We start from the raw sequence: 16,624 nt of genomic DNA, 5'->3' as shown, positions 1-16,624 counted from the left end.
AGAGCTGATGCCCTTATCAACAAGTTGATCAATTTTTAACCTATCTTTAACACAAACTTCATCAGTACGGGGATACCCGCGTGACTCAACGCTCTACTGCCCTGCCCCCGCTCGCGGCGTTAACGGCTCCTTTACTCACTTGGAACGAGGCGTCCCCCCATTCAGAGGCCTTCGACGATGTGTATTTTTCCAGGGAAGATGGCCGGGCTGAAACCGAGCACGTTTTCCTGGGGGCGAATCACCTGCCTAAGCGCTTTGCGGACTGGCAACACAGCCGCGCTTTTGTGATTGGCGAAACAGGCTTTGGCACCGGGCTTAATATGCTGTGCGCGTGGGACTGTTTTGAACAACACGCACCGAGCACTGCACGTCTTCATCTGTTATCCACCGAGAAATTTCCGCTTGACCGAGTATCTCTTGAGCGCGCGCTAAGCGCCTGGCCTTCATTGGCACACTATGCACAAGTGCTATGCGCCCAATGGCCTGAAGCCGTCAGCGGCATTCACCGTCTGCATCTCAACGAGCGAGTGACTCTCGATCTGCACTTTGGCGACACCACCGAACGACTGAAGCTACTCGACGGTCAAGTCGACGCCTGGTTCCTAGATGGCTTTGCTCCTGCTAAAAACCCAGAAATGTGGCAGCCTGAGCTATTCGAAGCCATGGCTGCACGCTCTCGCCCTGGGGCAACATTTGCCACGTTTACCTGTGCCGGTGTCGTTAAACGAGGGTTAAAAGCAGCGGGGTTTAGCTGGCAAAAGGTCCCTGGGTTTGGGCGCAAGCGGGAAATGTTAGCAGGCGATATCGACACACCGCCCAAAGACACTCGCCGCCAGTTAACACCCTGGTTCACGCCGCCTGCGGCAAGGCCAGCGAACCATGTGGCCGTCATTGGAGCAGGCATGGCCGGTTGCAGCGTGGCCGCAGCGTTAGCCAAGCGGGGAGTTCAGGTAACGCTCATTGAACGCGATGCACCCGGCGCTGGTGGCTCCGGTAATCGCCAGGGAGCGCTGTATGTAAAGCTAGCCGCGGAAACGAATAACCAAAGCCGGTTCTATTTATCAGGACTTCTCTACAGCCAGCGCTGGCTTAGCCAACGCCAGCGGGCGTCCTCCTCGTCACAGGAAACGCCGCTGTGGCAGCCATGCGGCGTGGTACAACTGGCGTTAAGCGACAAGGAGGCTGTTCGCCAGCAGCGCTTTATGGCACGCCATCCGCTGCCAGAAGCGGTGGTATCCGCTCAAACCGAGACGCTTGGCGAGCTGGCGGGTGTTCCCATCACAGCGAGTCACGGACTGTTTTATCCCCAGGCAGGCTGGGTGCGCCCCAAACTGCTCTGCGAACAGCTAATACAGCACGCGAATATCACTATGCACCAGGGAGAAGTGACAACCCTTCAGCCCGACGGTAAAGCTTGGCAGATCATGTTGGCCAACGGCGAAACGCTGACCGCTGATCATGTTGTGGTAGCCAATGCGTCTCTGGCTAACCGCTTCGAACAAACCACAGCGCTGCCGCTACAGCAGGTTCGCGGCCAGGTGAGCGAAGTGAAGCTGCCCGAAGGCGTTCAAGGCCCGCAACGTGTGGTATGCGCGGGTGGCTATGTGTCGCCGCCAGTGGAAGGCGTACTGACGTTCGGGGCCAGCTTTGTGCCTAATAACGCCACGAGCGACGTTACGGCAGCAGACCATCAGCGCAATATTGAGGAACTACGCCAAACACTGCCTGAATGGGTCGCCACCCTTGCAACGGCGGGCGTAACGCTAAGCCCCGACACGCTCGCAGGTCGTGCTGCGGTAAGGGCAGCCAGCCCTGACAAAAGCCCCTACGCGGGGCCAGTGCCCAATGCTGACGCATGGCAGCAGGATTACGCGGTGTTGCAAAAAGATGCTTCTAACGTGCCAGATACCCAAGGAGAGCACCATTCAGGGCTGTGGATATCTAGCGCACACGGTTCTCGGGGTCTTTCCAGCGCTCCGCTCTGCGCCGAAATCATTGCCTCGCGAATGTGTGATGAGCCGATGCCGCTAGAGCTATCGTTAGTGGATCATTTACACCCTGGGCGACGGATTATCAGTGCGCTAGTACGCGCTCAGTAATCGCCCTCTTCCTCATCATCAGCAAGATCTCGCCCAAAGGAACGCCATTGGGCGAGCGTCATCACCTCGGTCATTTCTAACTCAAGATCGTGAGCAATAATCAGCTCGTGACGCTCAAGCTGCTGTTTAAGCTCGACTACCCAGCCGCTCATACCTGCACCGGTATCGGTGGTATCGTATCCTTGGCGTGTCACAAATGCTTCAAGCAAAGCATCCAGCGTTTCCGGCGGCAGCATGCGTGCTGGCACTTCAATAAAACGGCTCATTCACTCTGCTCCCAGGCAGCTAGACGCTCGATAAAGGTGGCTTCATCGATCACTTCAACGCCCAGTTGCTCTGCTTTGGTTAATTTACTGCCTGCGGCCTCGCCCGCTACCAAGCAGGTGGTTTTCTTGGAAACACTACCCGCTACTTTAGCGCCTAGCGCTTGCAACCGTGCCTTACCTTCATCGCGGGTCATGGTGTCCATCGTGCCGGTTAGCACCCAGGTCTGCCCCTCTAAGGGTGTCGGGCCTTGCGTCACTTCACTCTCTTGCCAGGTGATACCCGCGTCAAGCAGTGCTTCCAGCGTTGCCAGATTATGGGGTTGACGGAAAAAAGTGTGAACATGGGCGGCGACAATCGGGCCAACATCATTCACCGCTTCCAGCGCCGTTTGATCAGCTTCTTGCAAGGTCTGAAGTGTACCGAAGTAGCTGGCTAAATTTGCCGCTGTGGCTTCGCCTACTTCGCGAATACCCAAGGCGTAAATAAAACGTGCCAGCGTGGTGTGCTTGGCCTTATCCAGGGCATTTACCAAGTTGGTCGAGGACTTTTCCCCCATGCGTGGCAGCGTCTGAAGCTGCTCAGCGGTGAGATGAAATAAGTCTGCTGGCGTTTTCACCCAGTCCAGGTCCACCAACTGTTCAATCAGCTTCTCACCCAGCCCATCGACATCTAGCGCTTTACGGCTAGCGAAATGCTTCAGCGCCTCTTTACGCTGCGCGGCACAATAAAGCCCGCCTGAGCAACGAGCGACCGCCTCGCCTTCCAGCCGTTCAATATCCGAACCACACACCGGGCAGTGCTCGGGAAAGGTAATCACGCGCGCCTGGTCAGGACGCTTGTCGATATCGACGCGTACCACTTGGGGAATCACGTCACCTGCCCGACGAATGGCCACCGTATCACCAATCATCACACCTAAGCGGGTGATCTCATCTGCGTTATGCAGCGTCGCATTTGATACCGTCACACCAGCAACGGTGACAGGCTCTAGCCTAGCAACCGGGGTAATCGCGCCAGTACGGCCTACCTGAAACTCCACATCGTTAAGGGTCGTGACCTCTTCCTGAGCAGGAAACTTAAATGCTACCGCCCAGCGTGGCGCCCGCGCCACAAAGCCAAGCTCCCGCTGGTGGCGCAGATCGTTTACTTTAATCACGACGCCATCGATGTCGTAACCCAGCTGGTCTCGCTTTTCACCCAGTTGCTCGCAGTAATCAGCCACCAGCTCAGGACCATTGACAGTCCGCAGCTCCGCGCTGGAGCGAAAGCCCCATGCCTTAAGCCTTTCCATTTGCTGGCTATGAGTTGTCATTGGGCTACTGCTAAGCTCACCGTCGCCAAGATTCGTCATATCGAGCCGGGCAACTTGATAAGCATGAAACTCTAATGGGCGCGTTGCGGTAACCCGCGGGTCGAGCTGTCGCAGGCTGCCAGCTGCCGCATTACGCGGGTTAGCAAAGACCTTGCTGCCTTCTTCCCTCGCTCGATCATTCAGCGCTTCAAAGCCTGCATGGCGCATAATAACTTCGCCGCGTACTTCTAATAACGCTGGAATGTTGTCGCCCATTAGCTTTAACGGAACAGACCGCAAGGTGCGTAAATTCGATGTAATGCCTTCTCCGGTACGGCCATCGCCACGGGTTGCGCCACTGACCAGTGCGCCCTGCTCGTACACTAACGATACCGCGGCACCGTCGAGCTTTGGCTCACAGCTAAACTCAACGCTATTCGCCTGACACTCCAAACGTTCAGCGACACGCTCGGCAAACGCAGCAATATCATCACGGCTAAATGCGTTATCCAAAGAAAGCATGGGGATCGCATGAGCAACTTCAGGAAATCCTTCCGCTGGTGCAGCCCCCACGCGCTGGGTAGGGGAATCCGGTGAGATTAAATCGGGGTACTCAGACTCCAATTGCTTCAACCGCTGCAGCTTGCGGTCGTAATCTGCGTCGGTCAGCTTAGGTTCATCTAAGATGTAATAGCGGTAATTAGCGTCGTCCAAATCGGCACGCAGTTGGCTAATCTCTTCCAGCAGTTTTTTCTCAGGCTGACTCATTCAGTTGTTCCGGCATACAAAAACAGGTGTTTAGTAACAAAAACACCCGCCTTCCTTAGGAAGGCGGGTGTTAACGCAACGCGATGCTTAACGCGCTTGCAGTTGGCGCTGCAAGCGATGGCGACGTTCAAACTCATGAACGCGCTGCCTTGCAAACTCAATGGTTTGCGCCGTCATTACGCTACGGTTTTCATCTTTAAGCTCACCGCCCATATGGCGTACGACAACCATCGCCGTTTCGACCATCGCTTCAAACGCTGCTGAACTATCTTCAGCGCCGGGCAGCGGCATCAGGAACGTAATACCTGGGGTCACAAACTCATCCATTTCTTCAATGGGGAACGTACCAGGCTTAAGTACATTCACCATTGAAAATTGCAGTTCGCTATCGAAGCTTTCTGTTTCAAAACGGTGAAAGACACCCATTTCACGGCTATAACGAAGACCGCAGGCCATGATTAGCTCAAGCAATTTACCGCCATCAAAACCTTCAGGCTCCCGCGACAGCACGCTGATCACGACCATTTCAGAAGCGTCGGTGAGTGCATCTCTGGCACGCTCGCTATTAACATCGTGGCGTAACGCTTTTTCTAATGTGGGGTGTGTACGTACAACGTTATCCCGATGGCCCGTTTCAGGCACATAATCGTCGTAGTCATCAACATCGTGATAACTCTCGTCGTGCGCAGAAATCGTCGGCTCATTATATTGCGCAGCCTCGCGCTCCGCGGCAGCGGTCATCGCAGCGGCCTCACGCGCTTCGGCTTGCTCTTGAGCAATACGTGCTTTTTCAGCGTCAGCTGCCTCTTTTGCTTCACGGCGCTGCTGCGCCTCAAGCGCTTTACGCTCGGCTTCAAGTGCTTTACGTTCTGCTTTTTGCTTGGCTAGTGCTTCCGCACGTTTCGCCTTCTCTGCTTTCTTACGCTCTTTCTCTTTACGACGCTCAATCAAACGACGTTTAAAGGAACGCCCAATGCCTTCGAAGTCGACCAAGCGATATTCATCAACCTCATCGTCGTCTAGCTCTCTGTCTTCACCGGCAGTATCTGCACGTAGTTGACGCCGCTTGGGCGTGTCAGCTGCATGTTGTACGGCATCTTCAGGTTCAACTCTTAGCGTCGGCTCTGCTTCTGCAGTCGGCTCAGCTGCAGCACTGGGTTCTTCTGACGCTTTCTCGACCGAAGCCTTTACGGTTGATGCAACTTGTTCTTCAGTTCCAGCTGATACCGCCTCTAGGCGACTGTTAGCTTCAAGATTTTCAGCTTCTTCGTGCTGAGCCGTTGGCTGTTCTTTCTCAACATCAGCTTGCTGACCGCTAACGCTCTCGTAATGCTCGGTTGGTTCAGATACTGGCTGTGGATCGTGGCTATCAGGGCGATGGGCTTCAGCTGTAGCGGCAGGCTTGCTACTTGTTGTTTGGCGAGTAGCGTCTGTGTGCTGAGTTTTATTGCTAACAGTATTGCTGGGATTCTCATCAGCCATAAATATGCTAGGCTCCCGGCGCTCGGGTTCAGGAATTGCAGACATGCCTAACGTGTGCTCGGCTGAAGCAGTATCTGGCTGAACGGATGTATGATTCGTCGACGTGGGATGCCCGACAGCAGAAGGCTGTTCATGTTTTCGAGGCTCATTTTTACGAGACCACGAAAAATGCGCATTGGCTTTTGACTTGGCCGAACTGGCAGAGCTGGAAAAAGAACGGCGAAAATCAGACAGTACTTTGGAAGGCCCCGGGTGCTCTTGGCGTTCCAGCTTAGGTTTTTGGCCAAGGTTGCTGTAGTCAGCAGGCTTAACGACCCGCGCACCACCGTTAGGCAGTTCCCAGTTTATTTCCGCTTCTTTGACTTCATCATTAAATTCTTCGGATTTAGCGGCTGGCAAGTCTTTGACTGCTTGATCCAGGCGGGGCACACGGCGTTGGCGCTGAAGCCTTCGCACACCGTCAACGACGATGAGCGAAACCAGTGCCAGTCCTAGAATGATTAACCACTCTCTTAATTCCATGTCGAGCATTCCATGGGTCAATATACCGGTTGCAAAGGCGCAATGCCTTAATGACGTAACATATCCGAAATTAGCTAATTATCATCAAGCATAGCGCGGTTGCTACGAAAAGGGCCACTTTTTGCAGATTTTCACGCTTTAACACCCCCATAAGGTGTGTTTTAGGCCAAATCTTTGACTATATCAACTAAGAAAAGTGCCATTTTAGCGCTAATTTATCCCGACAGGACACATCGTCACATCATCGTCTGCTTTCTACAGGGAGAATTTCGCTCCCTTGCTCGCCTTCTCACACCGTAATATGACAAGCCTACATTCAAACTTACGTAACGAAACGCCACTGCTCTTCTGCTCAATTGCCCAGCCAACTGCTGTTCGATCAAAAGCTATTCTGCTACAAACCTATCTGTTACAAACCTACTCCACCAAAAAACCCGTCGTAACGAATAGTATTTAATAGCTAATGAAATCATAGCATATATGTTTTAAACCCTTAACTAACGCTATACAAAGGTAATGAAAGTTCACATTTCAGATTTGTCAATTTTAGATAGATGAACATGCTTAACTGCACGATACGCTTTAGCAGGAGCAGTCCTCAGCGCCCATGATCAAAGCAGTTAATCAGAAACCGAGAATAAACATAAGTCGATGATAAATAAGATATTTTACAATCACAAAATAAAGAAAGAAACGCTATCAATAGCCACTAATGAACCTAATCTGGGATAGCTAAGCAAAAGCAGAAAGGCTCACTATCGGTTCAGCACACAACCCGTCATAGGCTTGCTCTACCGCAATTTTTGCATATTTCCCGAGGCTTTTAATGGGTGAAAACTCGTTTAGTTCACCACCATTGAAGGCACCGCATTTGCCGATAAAGCATTTAATCAACCAGTGCTGCAGCCTCATCAATCCCTACCGAAACAAGCCTAGACACACCAGGCTCCTGCATGGTTACACCCATCAAGCGCTCAGCAGCCTCCATAGCAATTTTGTTATGGGTGATATAGATAAACTGAACGCTTTCAGACATTTCTTTAACAAGTTTGGCGTAGCGGCCTACGTTGGCATCATCCAGCGGAGCGTCGACTTCGTCCAACATACAGAAAGGCGCAGGGTTCAACTGGAAAATTGCGAAAACCAACGACAGTGCAGTTAACGCCTTTTCTCCCCCCGACAGTAGATGAATAGTACTGTTTTTCTTACCTGGCGGCCGCGCCATAATTGCCACACCGGTTTCCAGCAAATCATCCCCGGTGAGGGTTAGCCAAGCAGCTCCCCCACCGAAAACCCGTGGAAATAGCGTTTGTAGACCCGTATTAACCTGGTCAAATGTTTCTCGAAAGCGAACGCGAGTTTCCTGATCGATGCGTTTAATCGCACGCTCTAACGTTTCTAATGCTTCGGTAAGCTCAGCATGCTGAGCTTCCAAATAGTTACGCCGTTCGGCTTGCTGATCGTACTCTTCGATCGCGGCAAGGTTAATGGCACCTAAACGACGAATCTTATCTGTGGTGTTTTCCAACCGCTCCTGCCAAGCAGTTTCACTGGCGTCGCTAGGCAAGTGCTCTGCTAGAGCATCGGGATCATGGCCTAGTTCTGCTAATTGCTCATCTTGAGTTGCCGCCTTCAGCGCCAGTGCTTGTACATCCATACGCCGCTGTTGTAACTGCTCACGACTTTGTTCCAAGTTGCGCTCGTGCTGCTGGCGAGCCAGCTCGTCGTTGCGCAGTTGCTCTGCCAATGCCTGAGCTTGCTGGCGGGTATCATTAAGACGCCGCTCCTGCTGCTCGCGCTGGTGTAGCAACTCCTCTAATTCTTCAGCAGCCAGTTCGTCTGGCTCTACCAACATTTCCCGTGACTCTTCTAACTCAGCAATACGTAGCGAAAGGCGCTCTTCACTATCGCTACTACGACTTTGTTGGGCTTGCAGGCTATTCCGCTCAGCATTCAACCGCTCTCGCTCTAGCGCCAATGCCTGCTGACGCGCCTTCATGGGAGCATGTTGTTGATTTAACTGGTCACGCTGCTCACGTTGGCGACTGCGCTGTTCAGCGCTGGTTTCACGGGCTTCGGCAGCAGCTTCTAACTGTTCCATCGCAGCATGCCAGCGAGCACGCTGCTCTTCTAAAGTGAGCGTTAACTCCGCCTCATCCTCTTGTAGTTGGGCGAGTTCATCATCCAACTCAGTGGCGCGGCTCTCTAAATGTTCCAGGCGTTGAGCTAGTCGCTGCTCTTTCACCGCAAGCTGCTGAAGCGAAGCGGCGTGGGCACGCTCTTGCTCAGCCTGCTGCTCACGGGTTTGCTCTAGCACTTCAATGGCTTCGCTAGCGGCTTCGCACTGCTCATCCAGCAACGCTAACGCGTCTTCATCCTGGGTAAGACGGGCGTCTAATTCGTCAAACCGACGGCGTGTCACCAACAGTGCATCAACACCTTCACCATTGGCCTGTTGATGCAACCAGCCGCGTCCACGCCATACGCCTTCGCGGCTGACAACACTCTCTCCAGGCGCCAAATTACCTAGTAGCGTCTCAGCATCTTCGTTCGTTTCTGCGAAGTGAATACTCGCTAACCATTCGCCTAACGCACCTGCCCCAGACACCAGAGAATCCAAGCGCTGCGCGGATGTCGCTGGCCGCTCAGCCTGGTCGATTAAGCACCAATCAGTGGCTAGGGCATTAGGTAGCGCGTTTAGCTGGTTCGCTGACACTAAACGGGCGTTTAACCACGGCGCCAGCAGCCAGGAAATCACTCGCTCCCAGCCAGATGCAACACTAATCGCTTCACCAAGACGTGGCGCATCGGCTAAGCCGTGAGCCGCTAATGCATCGCTCAGATCTGGGTCGTGATCAGCCAAGGCGGCATCAATTAACGCCTTCAATGACGCGAGTTCGCCTTGATGTTGACTTAGTTCAGCACGCTGCTGATCACGCGCCTGGGTGGCCTGCTGATAAGCGGCTTTGGCATCGCTATAGCGCTGCTGCCAATGGTCACGTTCGGTTTGAAAAGCTTCAGCACGCTGTTCAGCCTCTTCCCGCTGGGCTTGGCACTCAGCGTGCTCATTGCGCAGCTCAGTAACATCGGCAAGTTCGCCACGCTGCTGACGGCGGCGCTGGTTCTCCGCCTGCATGCGCGCAATACGCTGCTCTAAATCGCGTAATTGGTCTTGGCTACGGTCCGCTTCCCGGCTGGCATCGCGCCAGTGATTTTCTGCATCGGCCCACTGCTGTTCGGCAGTTTCAAGAGCAGGAGTCGCATCCGCTAAGGTTTGCTCAAGTGTTTCTAGCTGCTCTTCAAGGGCTTCATGCTCTGGAAGCAAGTCCTCTAAACGAGCTTCTATCGCGACAAGTCGCTCTTGATCGCCTTCGCTGACTCGGCGCTGTTCATCAAGGTCGCGGCGCGCCGTTGCTATATCGCTCGCCAATTGAGCTTCACGGCTGCGGCGATGCGCTTGATCCTGCTCCAGGCGGGCAATCCGGGTGGTGGTTTCAAAGAACTGTTGCTGGTGGCGTTCTAGTACATCGGCAAGTTCATCGTGCTGTTCGCGCGCTTGTTCCAGGCGCGTTTCACACTGACGTACGCCAAATACGTCTTTCTCAACCGCAATTTCCAGCTCGCGCACTCGGCTTTCTTGGTGAGATTGCTCAGCACGCAATGCGCGTCCGCGTACTAACGCCAGCTCGCCTTTTAGCCGGTACTCCTGCTGCTTTAACTCTTGGTAGCGCTTGGCTGCTTCTGCCTGACGTTTAAGGCGTTCGAGCTGTTTGTCCAATTCTTCACGGATATCATCCAGGCGTTCCAAGTTCTCCTGGGTGCGGCGCATACGGTTTTCGGTTTCCCGGCGGCGCTCTTTATATTTTGAAATCCCCGCAGCCTCTTCCAGCGTGGCACGCAGGTCATCGGGGCGTGCTTCGATTAGCCGTGAAATCATCCCCTGGCCGATAATGGCGTAAGAACGCGGGCCTAAACCAGTGCCCATAAACAGATCAGCGATATCTCGCCGACGGCACTTTTGACCATTAAAGAAGTAATTGGATTGGCCGTCGCGGGTGACTAAGCGCTTTACCGCAATTTCTGAGTACTGCGCGTAAACGCCCCCCATGCCACCATCGCGGTTATCGAACTTGAGCTCGATAGAGGCTTGGCTGATCGGCTTACGACCGGTGGAGCCGTTGAAGATAACATCGGCCATCGATTCACCGCGCAGGGTTTTAGCTGAGGATTCCCCCATTACCCAGCGCACCGCATCGATGATATTAGATTTGCCACAACCGTTTGGCCCAACGATGGCGGTCATATTGCCATCGAAGGGCACCGTTACTGGATCAACAAAAGACTTGAACCCAACAAGACGAATAGAGGTTAAGCGCATTGCGACCCTTAGCTGCGGTTGTTTGCGTGGACGTTATTCAAAAACGCGGTCAATAACAACATTTGCCGCATCATCCTCATTAATAGGTCCAACGCTTACGCTCTCCAGCTCGCCAAACAGATCACCAGGCTGAGGGATTGCCTGCCCAGATTGCGAAACGCGAACAACTAAGCGTGCTTCACGCACTTGGGAAATTTGCGCTTGGGGGGACATAGCTGCGGTGTCGTCCAACACGACGGTCATGGGAAGCTCTGACACCTGAGTACGAATAACAGCCAGCGGCGGCAGCTCGCCTTGCATGTCTCGAGCAGTGATAAACACGCTAGCATCGTCACTGACGTTATCCATCAGTGCTTCGTCTAATGAGACAGTCACACGCACGCCCTGACTTTGGGCAGCCTCAACCGCCGCTGCTTCTGGCTCTACTCCTAAACGCTCTTGAGCAACGCGAATACCTTCGCGCAAGGAGGATGCCGTTTCGGGATCTTCTATGTTTGCGACAGCACGACGCCAGTAGTCTACCGCTGTTTCATAGTCACCATTATCAAACGCATGAATACCAAGCAAGCCAAGCACTGTGGGCTGGCGTGGGTCTTGCGCTAGCGTCTCATCCACTAGCGACTGTACCTCGGGAGTCAGTTCACGCTCCGCCATAAAAAAGCGCAGTTGAGCAAGTTGCGCCAACAGCGGAGGAATCCGCCCTTCAATAGCAATCAATCGCTCTAACGCATCGGCTGCTTTATCGGCCTGACCGGTTTCACGGTAAAGCGGAAACAGTGAACTCCACACATTGGGATTATTCGGCTGACGCTCGGCTTCTGCTTCCATGCGCTCTAAATACATGACCAGTGAGCCATCGGGGTCGTTTTGCACTTCTTGCTGAATAGCGTAAAGCGTTAAATCGCCTTCCGCGCCGTTCTGCTGATACCAAAACGTACTCGCTCCCACCACGGCCACCATAACCAAGGGGATAGCAAGCCTGCCTGCCGTCGCCGTTTTTAAGGGGCGTTTAGTACGGCTGGCGGTGTCTTCCAACAGGCTACGCTCTAGCTCCAGGCGGTCTTCTTTAAACCGCTCCTCATCCATATCGCCACGTTCGTGAGCAGCTTCCAAGGAGGCCAAACGACGCTTAAAAATCGCCACGTTTTGCTCATCAGCAGTATCGTTAGCTTCGAAGTGATCTAGCTTGTCGCGTAGCGCGCGGGCATCGCGCATCGGCGCTATCAATAACCAAAGCGCGGGGAGTAATAGTAAAGCAATCGCAATCCACAGCGGTGTCATGAAGACCTCTCGCGGTTAATCAGGGCATCCAGGCGGGCACGTTCTTCGGCGCTAAGCGCTTTCGCTGAGGCATTACGACGAGCGCGAACCATCATCACGACGACCACTACGCCGAGCAGCACCAAACCTATCGGCAACCCCCACAGCAGGTAAGTGCGGTTTTCTAAACGCGGGTTATAGAGAATGTACTCTCCAAACCGCTGCACCATGTGGTTAACAATCTCGATATCCGATTGACCATCCTGGAGCAATTGATAGACACGTTCACGCATGTCCGCGGAAATTGGCGCATCAGAATCATCGATTGCCTGGTTCTCACACAGAGGGCAGCGCATCGAAGCGGTGAGATCATGGTAACGCTGCTCCGTAACAGGATCGTCGAACTCACGTATCTCAATCCCACCGGCCAACGCGCCGCTAGTCAGTGTCAGCAGCGCGACGGTAAGCATTAAGCGTATTAGCGCCATTTTTCCACCTCCGGCAGAATGCGTTCACGAACGTCTTCCGGTGACACGTAACCTTTGTGGTGGTAGCGAATGACACCGTCAGCATCAACCAAGAAAGTTTCCGGCGCACCGTAAACCCCCAGATCAAAGCCAAGGTTACCGTCAGGATCAAACACATTAACTTCGAAGGGATCACCAAACTCGCTCAAGAACTCCAGCCCTTTTTCGCGAGTATCACGATAGTTAATGCCGACCATGCGAATGCCCTGATCAGCCAACTCCAGCAACTGCGGCATTTCCTGCTTACAAGCGGGGCACCATTCGCCCCATACATTCACCAAGGTGACATCGCCAGTTAACAGGGTTTGATCAACTTGGCGATTTTCATCGCGCAGTGTCGTGGCTTCAAAGGTAGGAAACTGCCTGGCCATTAGCGCCGAGTCGCGGTGCGAAGGGTCGCGCCCTAGCCCTTGATAAAGGAATAAGGCAATCCCCAGAAAGCCAATCGGTAGTAGCAAAAGTAGTAGGCGACGTGTCATACCATAGCTTCCTTCGACGTTGCAGACTCAGACGTTGCAGAAGCCGGGCTAGTAGGCGCTTTGCGCGATACGACACGACGGTACCGCTTATCAACTATCGCCAGAATGCCACCGAAAGCCATCAACAACGCACCGAGCCATAACCAGCGTACAAACGGTTTGTATTGAACACGCATCGCGTAGCTACCATCGCCAAGGTCTTCCCCCATAGCGACATAGAGATCGCGGAAAAGCCCGGGACGAAGCGCCACCTGGGTCATTGGCATTCTGGTAGCGAGATAGAGGCGCTTTTCTGGACGCATCACAAAACTACGTCCGGAGTCGCCGCGCTGCACTTGAATGATAGACGTGTCTGCCAGGAAGTTCGGGCCCCGGCGGTTTGCCAGTTCCGTCATGGTGAACTGATAACCTGCCACTTCAACAGTCGTGCCCGGCGACATCCGCACGTTGCGTTCGATGTTGTAATTGGAAACAACCGCCACGCCAACAATGGTGACCGCAATGCCCACATGACCAAGCACCATGCCCCAATATGCTAACGACAGCTTGCGCAGCCCCGCCAAAAAGGAGCTGGCATGGCGGACTTTATTGAACACGTCACGCACGACAGGCAGTACGATCCAGAGCGCCGAAACAATGCCTAAGGAGACCCAAAGATTCCACTCGCCGCCATATAGCAACGGCATAGCACCGCCCAGAACCAGAGCAGCAGCGCCTGACAGCCAAAGCTTACGCCACAGTTCACTGGCACTCATGCTTTTCCAGCGGGCGATCGGACCAAGTCCCATAAACATGCACATCACCACCGTTAGCGGTACAAAAAGTGCATTAAAGTACGGAGGCCCTACGCTGATTTTACCTAACCCAAGGGAGTCCAAAATTAGCGGGTAGACCGTGCCTAACAGTACGGTGACCGTCATAATGACCAGTAGAATATTATTGACCAACAACAGCGAATCACGGGATAACCAATTAAAGCCGACTTTATGGCTCACACGGGGGGCGCGCAGCGCAAATACCAGCAGCGACAGCGTTACGGTAATCGCCAACAGCATTAAGATAAAGAAGCCGCGGGAAGGGTCATTAGCAAACGCGTGCACTGAGGTCAGCACGCCAGAACGCACCAGGAACGTGCCCATTAATGACAGCGAGAAGGTTGAAATAGCCAGCAGTACTGTCCAGCTTTTAAACGAACCGCGCTTTTCAGTGACCGCCAACGAGTGCACCAGCGCCGTTCCCGTTAACCAGGGCAGCAATGAGGCGTTTTCAACCGGATCCCAGAACCACCAGCCGCCCCAGCCCAGCTCGTAATAAGCCCACCAACTACCTAGCGCGATGCCTACGGTTAGAAATGCCCAGGCCACATTAGTCCAGGGACGTGCCCAACGTGTCCAGGCAGCGTCTAAACGCCCACCTAGCAACGCGGCAATGGCAAATGCAAATACCACCGAGAAACCGACATACCCCATATACAGCATCGGGGGATGCACAACCAACCCGAAGTCCTGCAGCAGCGGATTCAGATCAGCCCCGTCTTGAGGCATATTCGGCAGTAGCCGCTCAAATGGATTGGAGGTCATCAAGATAAACAGCAGGAAGCCAACGCAGACCATTCCCATGACGCCTTGCACTCGCGCCACCATATCGCGCGGCAAATCACCGGAAAATACCGAAGCGGCATACCCCCAACCAGCCAGCATTAAGCTCCACAATAAGACGGAGCCTTCATGATTTCCCCACACGGCACTAAACTTGTAGTACCAGGGCAGTAGCGAGTTGGAATTATTGGCAACGTTCGCCACGCTGAAGTCATCCAGCATATAACTGGCTGTTAGGCACAAATAGGCAATGGCAATAAACAGGAACTGCCCCGTGGCCATAGGTCGACCATAGGCCATCCACAGCGGACGCCGAGTGGCCGCGCCTGCCAGCGGCATCACAGCTTGTATCACGGCCATCAACAGGGCAATGACCAGAGCAAAGTGGCCGATTTCAGGAATCATCTTGATGAACATGCGCGCTCCGAATTAGCAGTGGGCATAACCGCCTGCTTGACACGATAAGACATTAATAATCGCTTGTTTGGGGGGTGCCTTCCTGCTCCAAACGCTTACCCACCTCAGCCGCTTTTGCCTGATAATCTGCCGGGGAGTAACCTGCTTCTTCCAATGCTTGCGCCACTTCGGGCGGCATATAATTTTCATCGTGGCGGGCTAAGACTTTATCGGCATATAAGCGCCCATCTGCCTGAAGTTCTCCTACCACGACCACCCCCTGCCCTTCACGGAAAAGATCCGGCAGAATCCCGCTGTAGTAGACCTCCAAGTCATCGACGTAATCCGTCACGGTAAACTCAACATCAAGGCTTTCAGGATCACGCGACACCGATCCCTCTTTAACCATTCCGCCCGCGCGAATCTGGCGTTCCATGGGCGCGTCGCCCTGAGCAATTTGTACCGGGCTGAAAAATAAATTGATGTTGGAGCGCAGCGCATAAAGTGTCAGCCCCACCGCTATCGCGGTTAATGAAACCAACCCTAAAATAACGAACAGCTTCTGTTTACGTTTAGGCGTCATGACGAACGTCCCTTTGAGCAGAGTTAACTGGTGCTTGCGCGGCCTGGGAGTGGGCGTTTTGGCGGCGCACACGGCGCTTCACGCCTTTCAGCAGTTGGCTGCGCTCGAGGCGCGCATGCCAAACGATCACCAGCATCAACAACGCAGTAATGCCCCAAGCAGCCCACACATAAAGCCCGTGGCCACCCATGGCAAAAAATTCATTAAGTGAGGAAAAAGCCATTATCTCACCTCCTCTACTAGCTCTTGCACCCAGCGCTTATTGGTTTCACGGCGCAGTATTTCACTGCGCGTACGCATCAGGGTTAACGCTATAAAAAAGCAGTAGAAACCGAGTACCATAATGAGCAGCGGTGCCCACATTTCCATGGGCATTGCCGAACGTCCGGTAATCGTAAACGAGGCAGGCTGGTGCAGGGTGTACCACCAGTCCACCGAATATTTGATGATCGGAATATTAATCACACCCACCATCGCCAGCACTGAGGCTGCACGAGATCCGCTATCGCGACTACTGAAAGCGCCGCGCAGTGCAATGACACCTAAATACAAAAACAGCAAAATCAGCATGGACGTTAAACGCGCGTCCCACATCCACCAGGTTCCCCAGGTAGGCACTCCCCATACTGCGCCTGAAAAAAGTGCTACAAAGGTCATCGCCGCACCTAATGGCGCCATCACGGTGGCAGCCATATCGGCTACTTTGATTTTCCAGACCATAAATACCAAGCCTGAAATTGCCATTGAGACAAAAATGGATTGTGCTAGGAAAGCGGCAGGAACGTGGACATAGATAATCCGAAAGCTATTGCCCTGCTGATAATCCGCGGGAGCAAATACCAGCCCCCAAACGCTTCCCAGCAGTAACAGGAGCACCGCCGCTGCCCAGAACCAGGGCTGAAGCTTGGCGCTAATCGCGTAGAACCACTTGGGTGATCTCAGTTTGTTTATAAAGGCCCACATGGTGTTTTCGT

The 16,624-nt window shown here is 53.6% G+C and carries 12 protein-coding genes; 1 reads left to right on the top strand and 11 read right to left on the bottom strand.

Annotated elements, in window-relative coordinates:
- Positions 1 to 80 precede the first annotated feature (80 nt).
- Positions 81 to 2,099: a bifunctional tRNA (5-methylaminomethyl-2-thiouridine)(34)-methyltransferase MnmD/FAD-dependent 5-carboxymethylaminomethyl-2-thiouridine(34) oxidoreductase MnmC gene (gene mnmC, locus NDQ72_04020; protein ID WKD29121.1), complete on the top strand. Its 2,019-nt coding sequence runs from the start codon at positions 81 to 83 to the stop codon at positions 2,097 to 2,099.
- Here the strand turns inward: mnmC and NDQ72_04015 are convergent.
- From NDQ72_04015 to NDQ72_03965, 11 genes are all read right to left on the bottom strand, one after another.
- A complete protein-coding gene (locus NDQ72_04015) occupies positions 2,093 to 2,365 on the bottom strand; it encodes a YheU family protein (protein WKD29120.1) in 273 nt (90 codons plus the stop codon). The two genes, mnmC and NDQ72_04015, sit on opposite strands and share 7 nt — an antisense overlap.
- Positions 2,362 to 4,425, bottom strand: a complete 2,064-nt coding sequence (gene ligA, locus NDQ72_04010; GenBank protein ID WKD29119.1) for an NAD-dependent DNA ligase LigA — start codon at positions 4,423 to 4,425, stop codon at positions 2,362 to 2,364. Before ligA ends, NDQ72_04015 begins: the two co-directional genes overlap by 4 nt.
- A gap of 87 nt (positions 4,426 to 4,512) precedes the next feature.
- Positions 4,513 to 6,429 carry a cell division protein ZipA C-terminal FtsZ-binding domain-containing protein gene (locus tag NDQ72_04005; GenBank protein WKD29118.1) on the bottom strand — a complete coding sequence of 639 codons (1,917 nt, stop codon included), beginning with the start codon at positions 6,427 to 6,429 and terminating at the stop codon, positions 4,513 to 4,515.
- 886 nt (positions 6,430 to 7,315) lie between these two features.
- Positions 7,316 to 10,807 carry a chromosome segregation protein SMC gene (gene smc, locus NDQ72_04000; GenBank protein ID WKD29117.1) on the bottom strand — a complete coding sequence of 1,164 codons (3,492 nt, stop codon included), beginning with the start codon at positions 10,805 to 10,807 and terminating at the stop codon, positions 7,316 to 7,318.
- A 33-nt stretch (positions 10,808 to 10,840) separates the two neighbouring features.
- Positions 10,841 to 12,088, bottom strand: coding sequence for a c-type cytochrome biogenesis protein CcmI (gene ccmI, locus NDQ72_03995; GenBank protein WKD29116.1), 1,248 nt, complete (start codon positions 12,086 to 12,088; stop codon positions 10,841 to 10,843).
- Entirely contained in the window at positions 12,085 to 12,555 is a 471-nt protein-coding gene (locus NDQ72_03990) for a cytochrome c-type biogenesis protein CcmH (GenBank protein WKD29115.1), read from the bottom strand. Before NDQ72_03990 ends, ccmI begins: the two co-directional genes overlap by 4 nt.
- Positions 12,546 to 13,073 (bottom strand): DsbE family thiol:disulfide interchange protein, encoded by a 528-nt coding sequence (locus NDQ72_03985; GenBank protein WKD29114.1) that lies wholly within the window; start codon positions 13,071 to 13,073, stop codon positions 12,546 to 12,548. Before NDQ72_03985 ends, NDQ72_03990 begins: the two co-directional genes overlap by 10 nt.
- Positions 13,070 to 15,076, bottom strand: a complete 2,007-nt coding sequence (locus NDQ72_03980; GenBank protein WKD30344.1) for a heme lyase CcmF/NrfE family subunit — start codon at positions 15,074 to 15,076, stop codon at positions 13,070 to 13,072. Before NDQ72_03980 ends, NDQ72_03985 begins: the two co-directional genes overlap by 4 nt.
- A gap of 64 nt (positions 15,077 to 15,140) precedes the next feature.
- Positions 15,141 to 15,650: a cytochrome c maturation protein CcmE gene (gene ccmE / locus NDQ72_03975; GenBank protein ID WKD29113.1), complete on the bottom strand. Its 510-nt coding sequence runs from the start codon at positions 15,648 to 15,650 to the stop codon at positions 15,141 to 15,143.
- Positions 15,640 to 15,873, bottom strand: a complete 234-nt coding sequence (gene ccmD, locus NDQ72_03970; GenBank protein WKD29112.1) for a heme exporter protein CcmD — start codon at positions 15,871 to 15,873, stop codon at positions 15,640 to 15,642. The genes ccmE and ccmD overlap by 11 nt, the downstream gene beginning before the upstream one ends.
- Positions 15,873 to 16,613, bottom strand: a complete 741-nt coding sequence (locus NDQ72_03965) for a heme ABC transporter permease (protein WKD29111.1) — start codon at positions 16,611 to 16,613, stop codon at positions 15,873 to 15,875. The genes ccmD and NDQ72_03965 overlap by 1 nt, the downstream gene beginning before the upstream one ends.
- Positions 16,614 to 16,624: the final 11 nt, after the last annotated feature.

It is taken from the genome of Halomonas sp. KG2, assembly GCA_030440445.1.
In the GTDB taxonomy this organism is placed as follows: domain Bacteria; phylum Pseudomonadota; class Gammaproteobacteria; order Pseudomonadales; family Halomonadaceae; genus Vreelandella.
The sequence above is the reverse complement of the archived record's forward strand: the minus strand, read 5'-3'. Positions and strand labels throughout refer to the sequence as shown.

Excerpts from the sequence above, each read along its gene's own strand:
- NDQ72_04015 (WKD29120.1), bottom strand. The coding sequence starts at position 2,365 with ATGAGCCGTTTTATTGAAGTGCCAGCACGCATGCTGCCGCCGGAAACG.
- ligA (WKD29119.1), bottom strand. The coding sequence starts at position 4,425 with ATGAGTCAGCCTGAGAAAAAACTGCTGGAAGAGATTAGCCAACTGCGT.
- NDQ72_04005 (WKD29118.1), bottom strand. The coding sequence starts at position 6,429 with ATGGAATTAAGAGAGTGGTTAATCATTCTAGGACTGGCACTGGTTTCG.
- smc (WKD29117.1), bottom strand. The coding sequence starts at position 10,807 with ATGCGCTTAACCTCTATTCGTCTTGTTGGGTTCAAGTCTTTTGTTGAT.
- ccmI (WKD29116.1), bottom strand. The coding sequence starts at position 12,088 with ATGACACCGCTGTGGATTGCGATTGCTTTACTATTACTCCCCGCGCTT.
- NDQ72_03990 (WKD29115.1), bottom strand. The coding sequence starts at position 12,555 with ATGGCGCTAATACGCTTAATGCTTACCGTCGCGCTGCTGACACTGACT.
- NDQ72_03985 (WKD29114.1), bottom strand. The coding sequence starts at position 13,073 with ATGACACGTCGCCTACTACTTTTGCTACTACCGATTGGCTTTCTGGGG.
- NDQ72_03980 (WKD30344.1), bottom strand. The coding sequence starts at position 15,076 with ATGATTCCTGAAATCGGCCACTTTGCTCTGGTCATTGCCCTGTTGATG.
- ccmE (WKD29113.1), bottom strand. The coding sequence starts at position 15,650 with ATGACGCCTAAACGTAAACAGAAGCTGTTCGTTATTTTAGGGTTGGTT.
- ccmD (WKD29112.1), bottom strand. The coding sequence starts at position 15,873 with ATGGCTTTTTCCTCACTTAATGAATTTTTTGCCATGGGTGGCCACGGG.
- NDQ72_03965 (WKD29111.1), bottom strand. The coding sequence starts at position 16,613 with ATGTGGGCCTTTATAAACAAACTGAGATCACCCAAGTGGTTCTACGCG.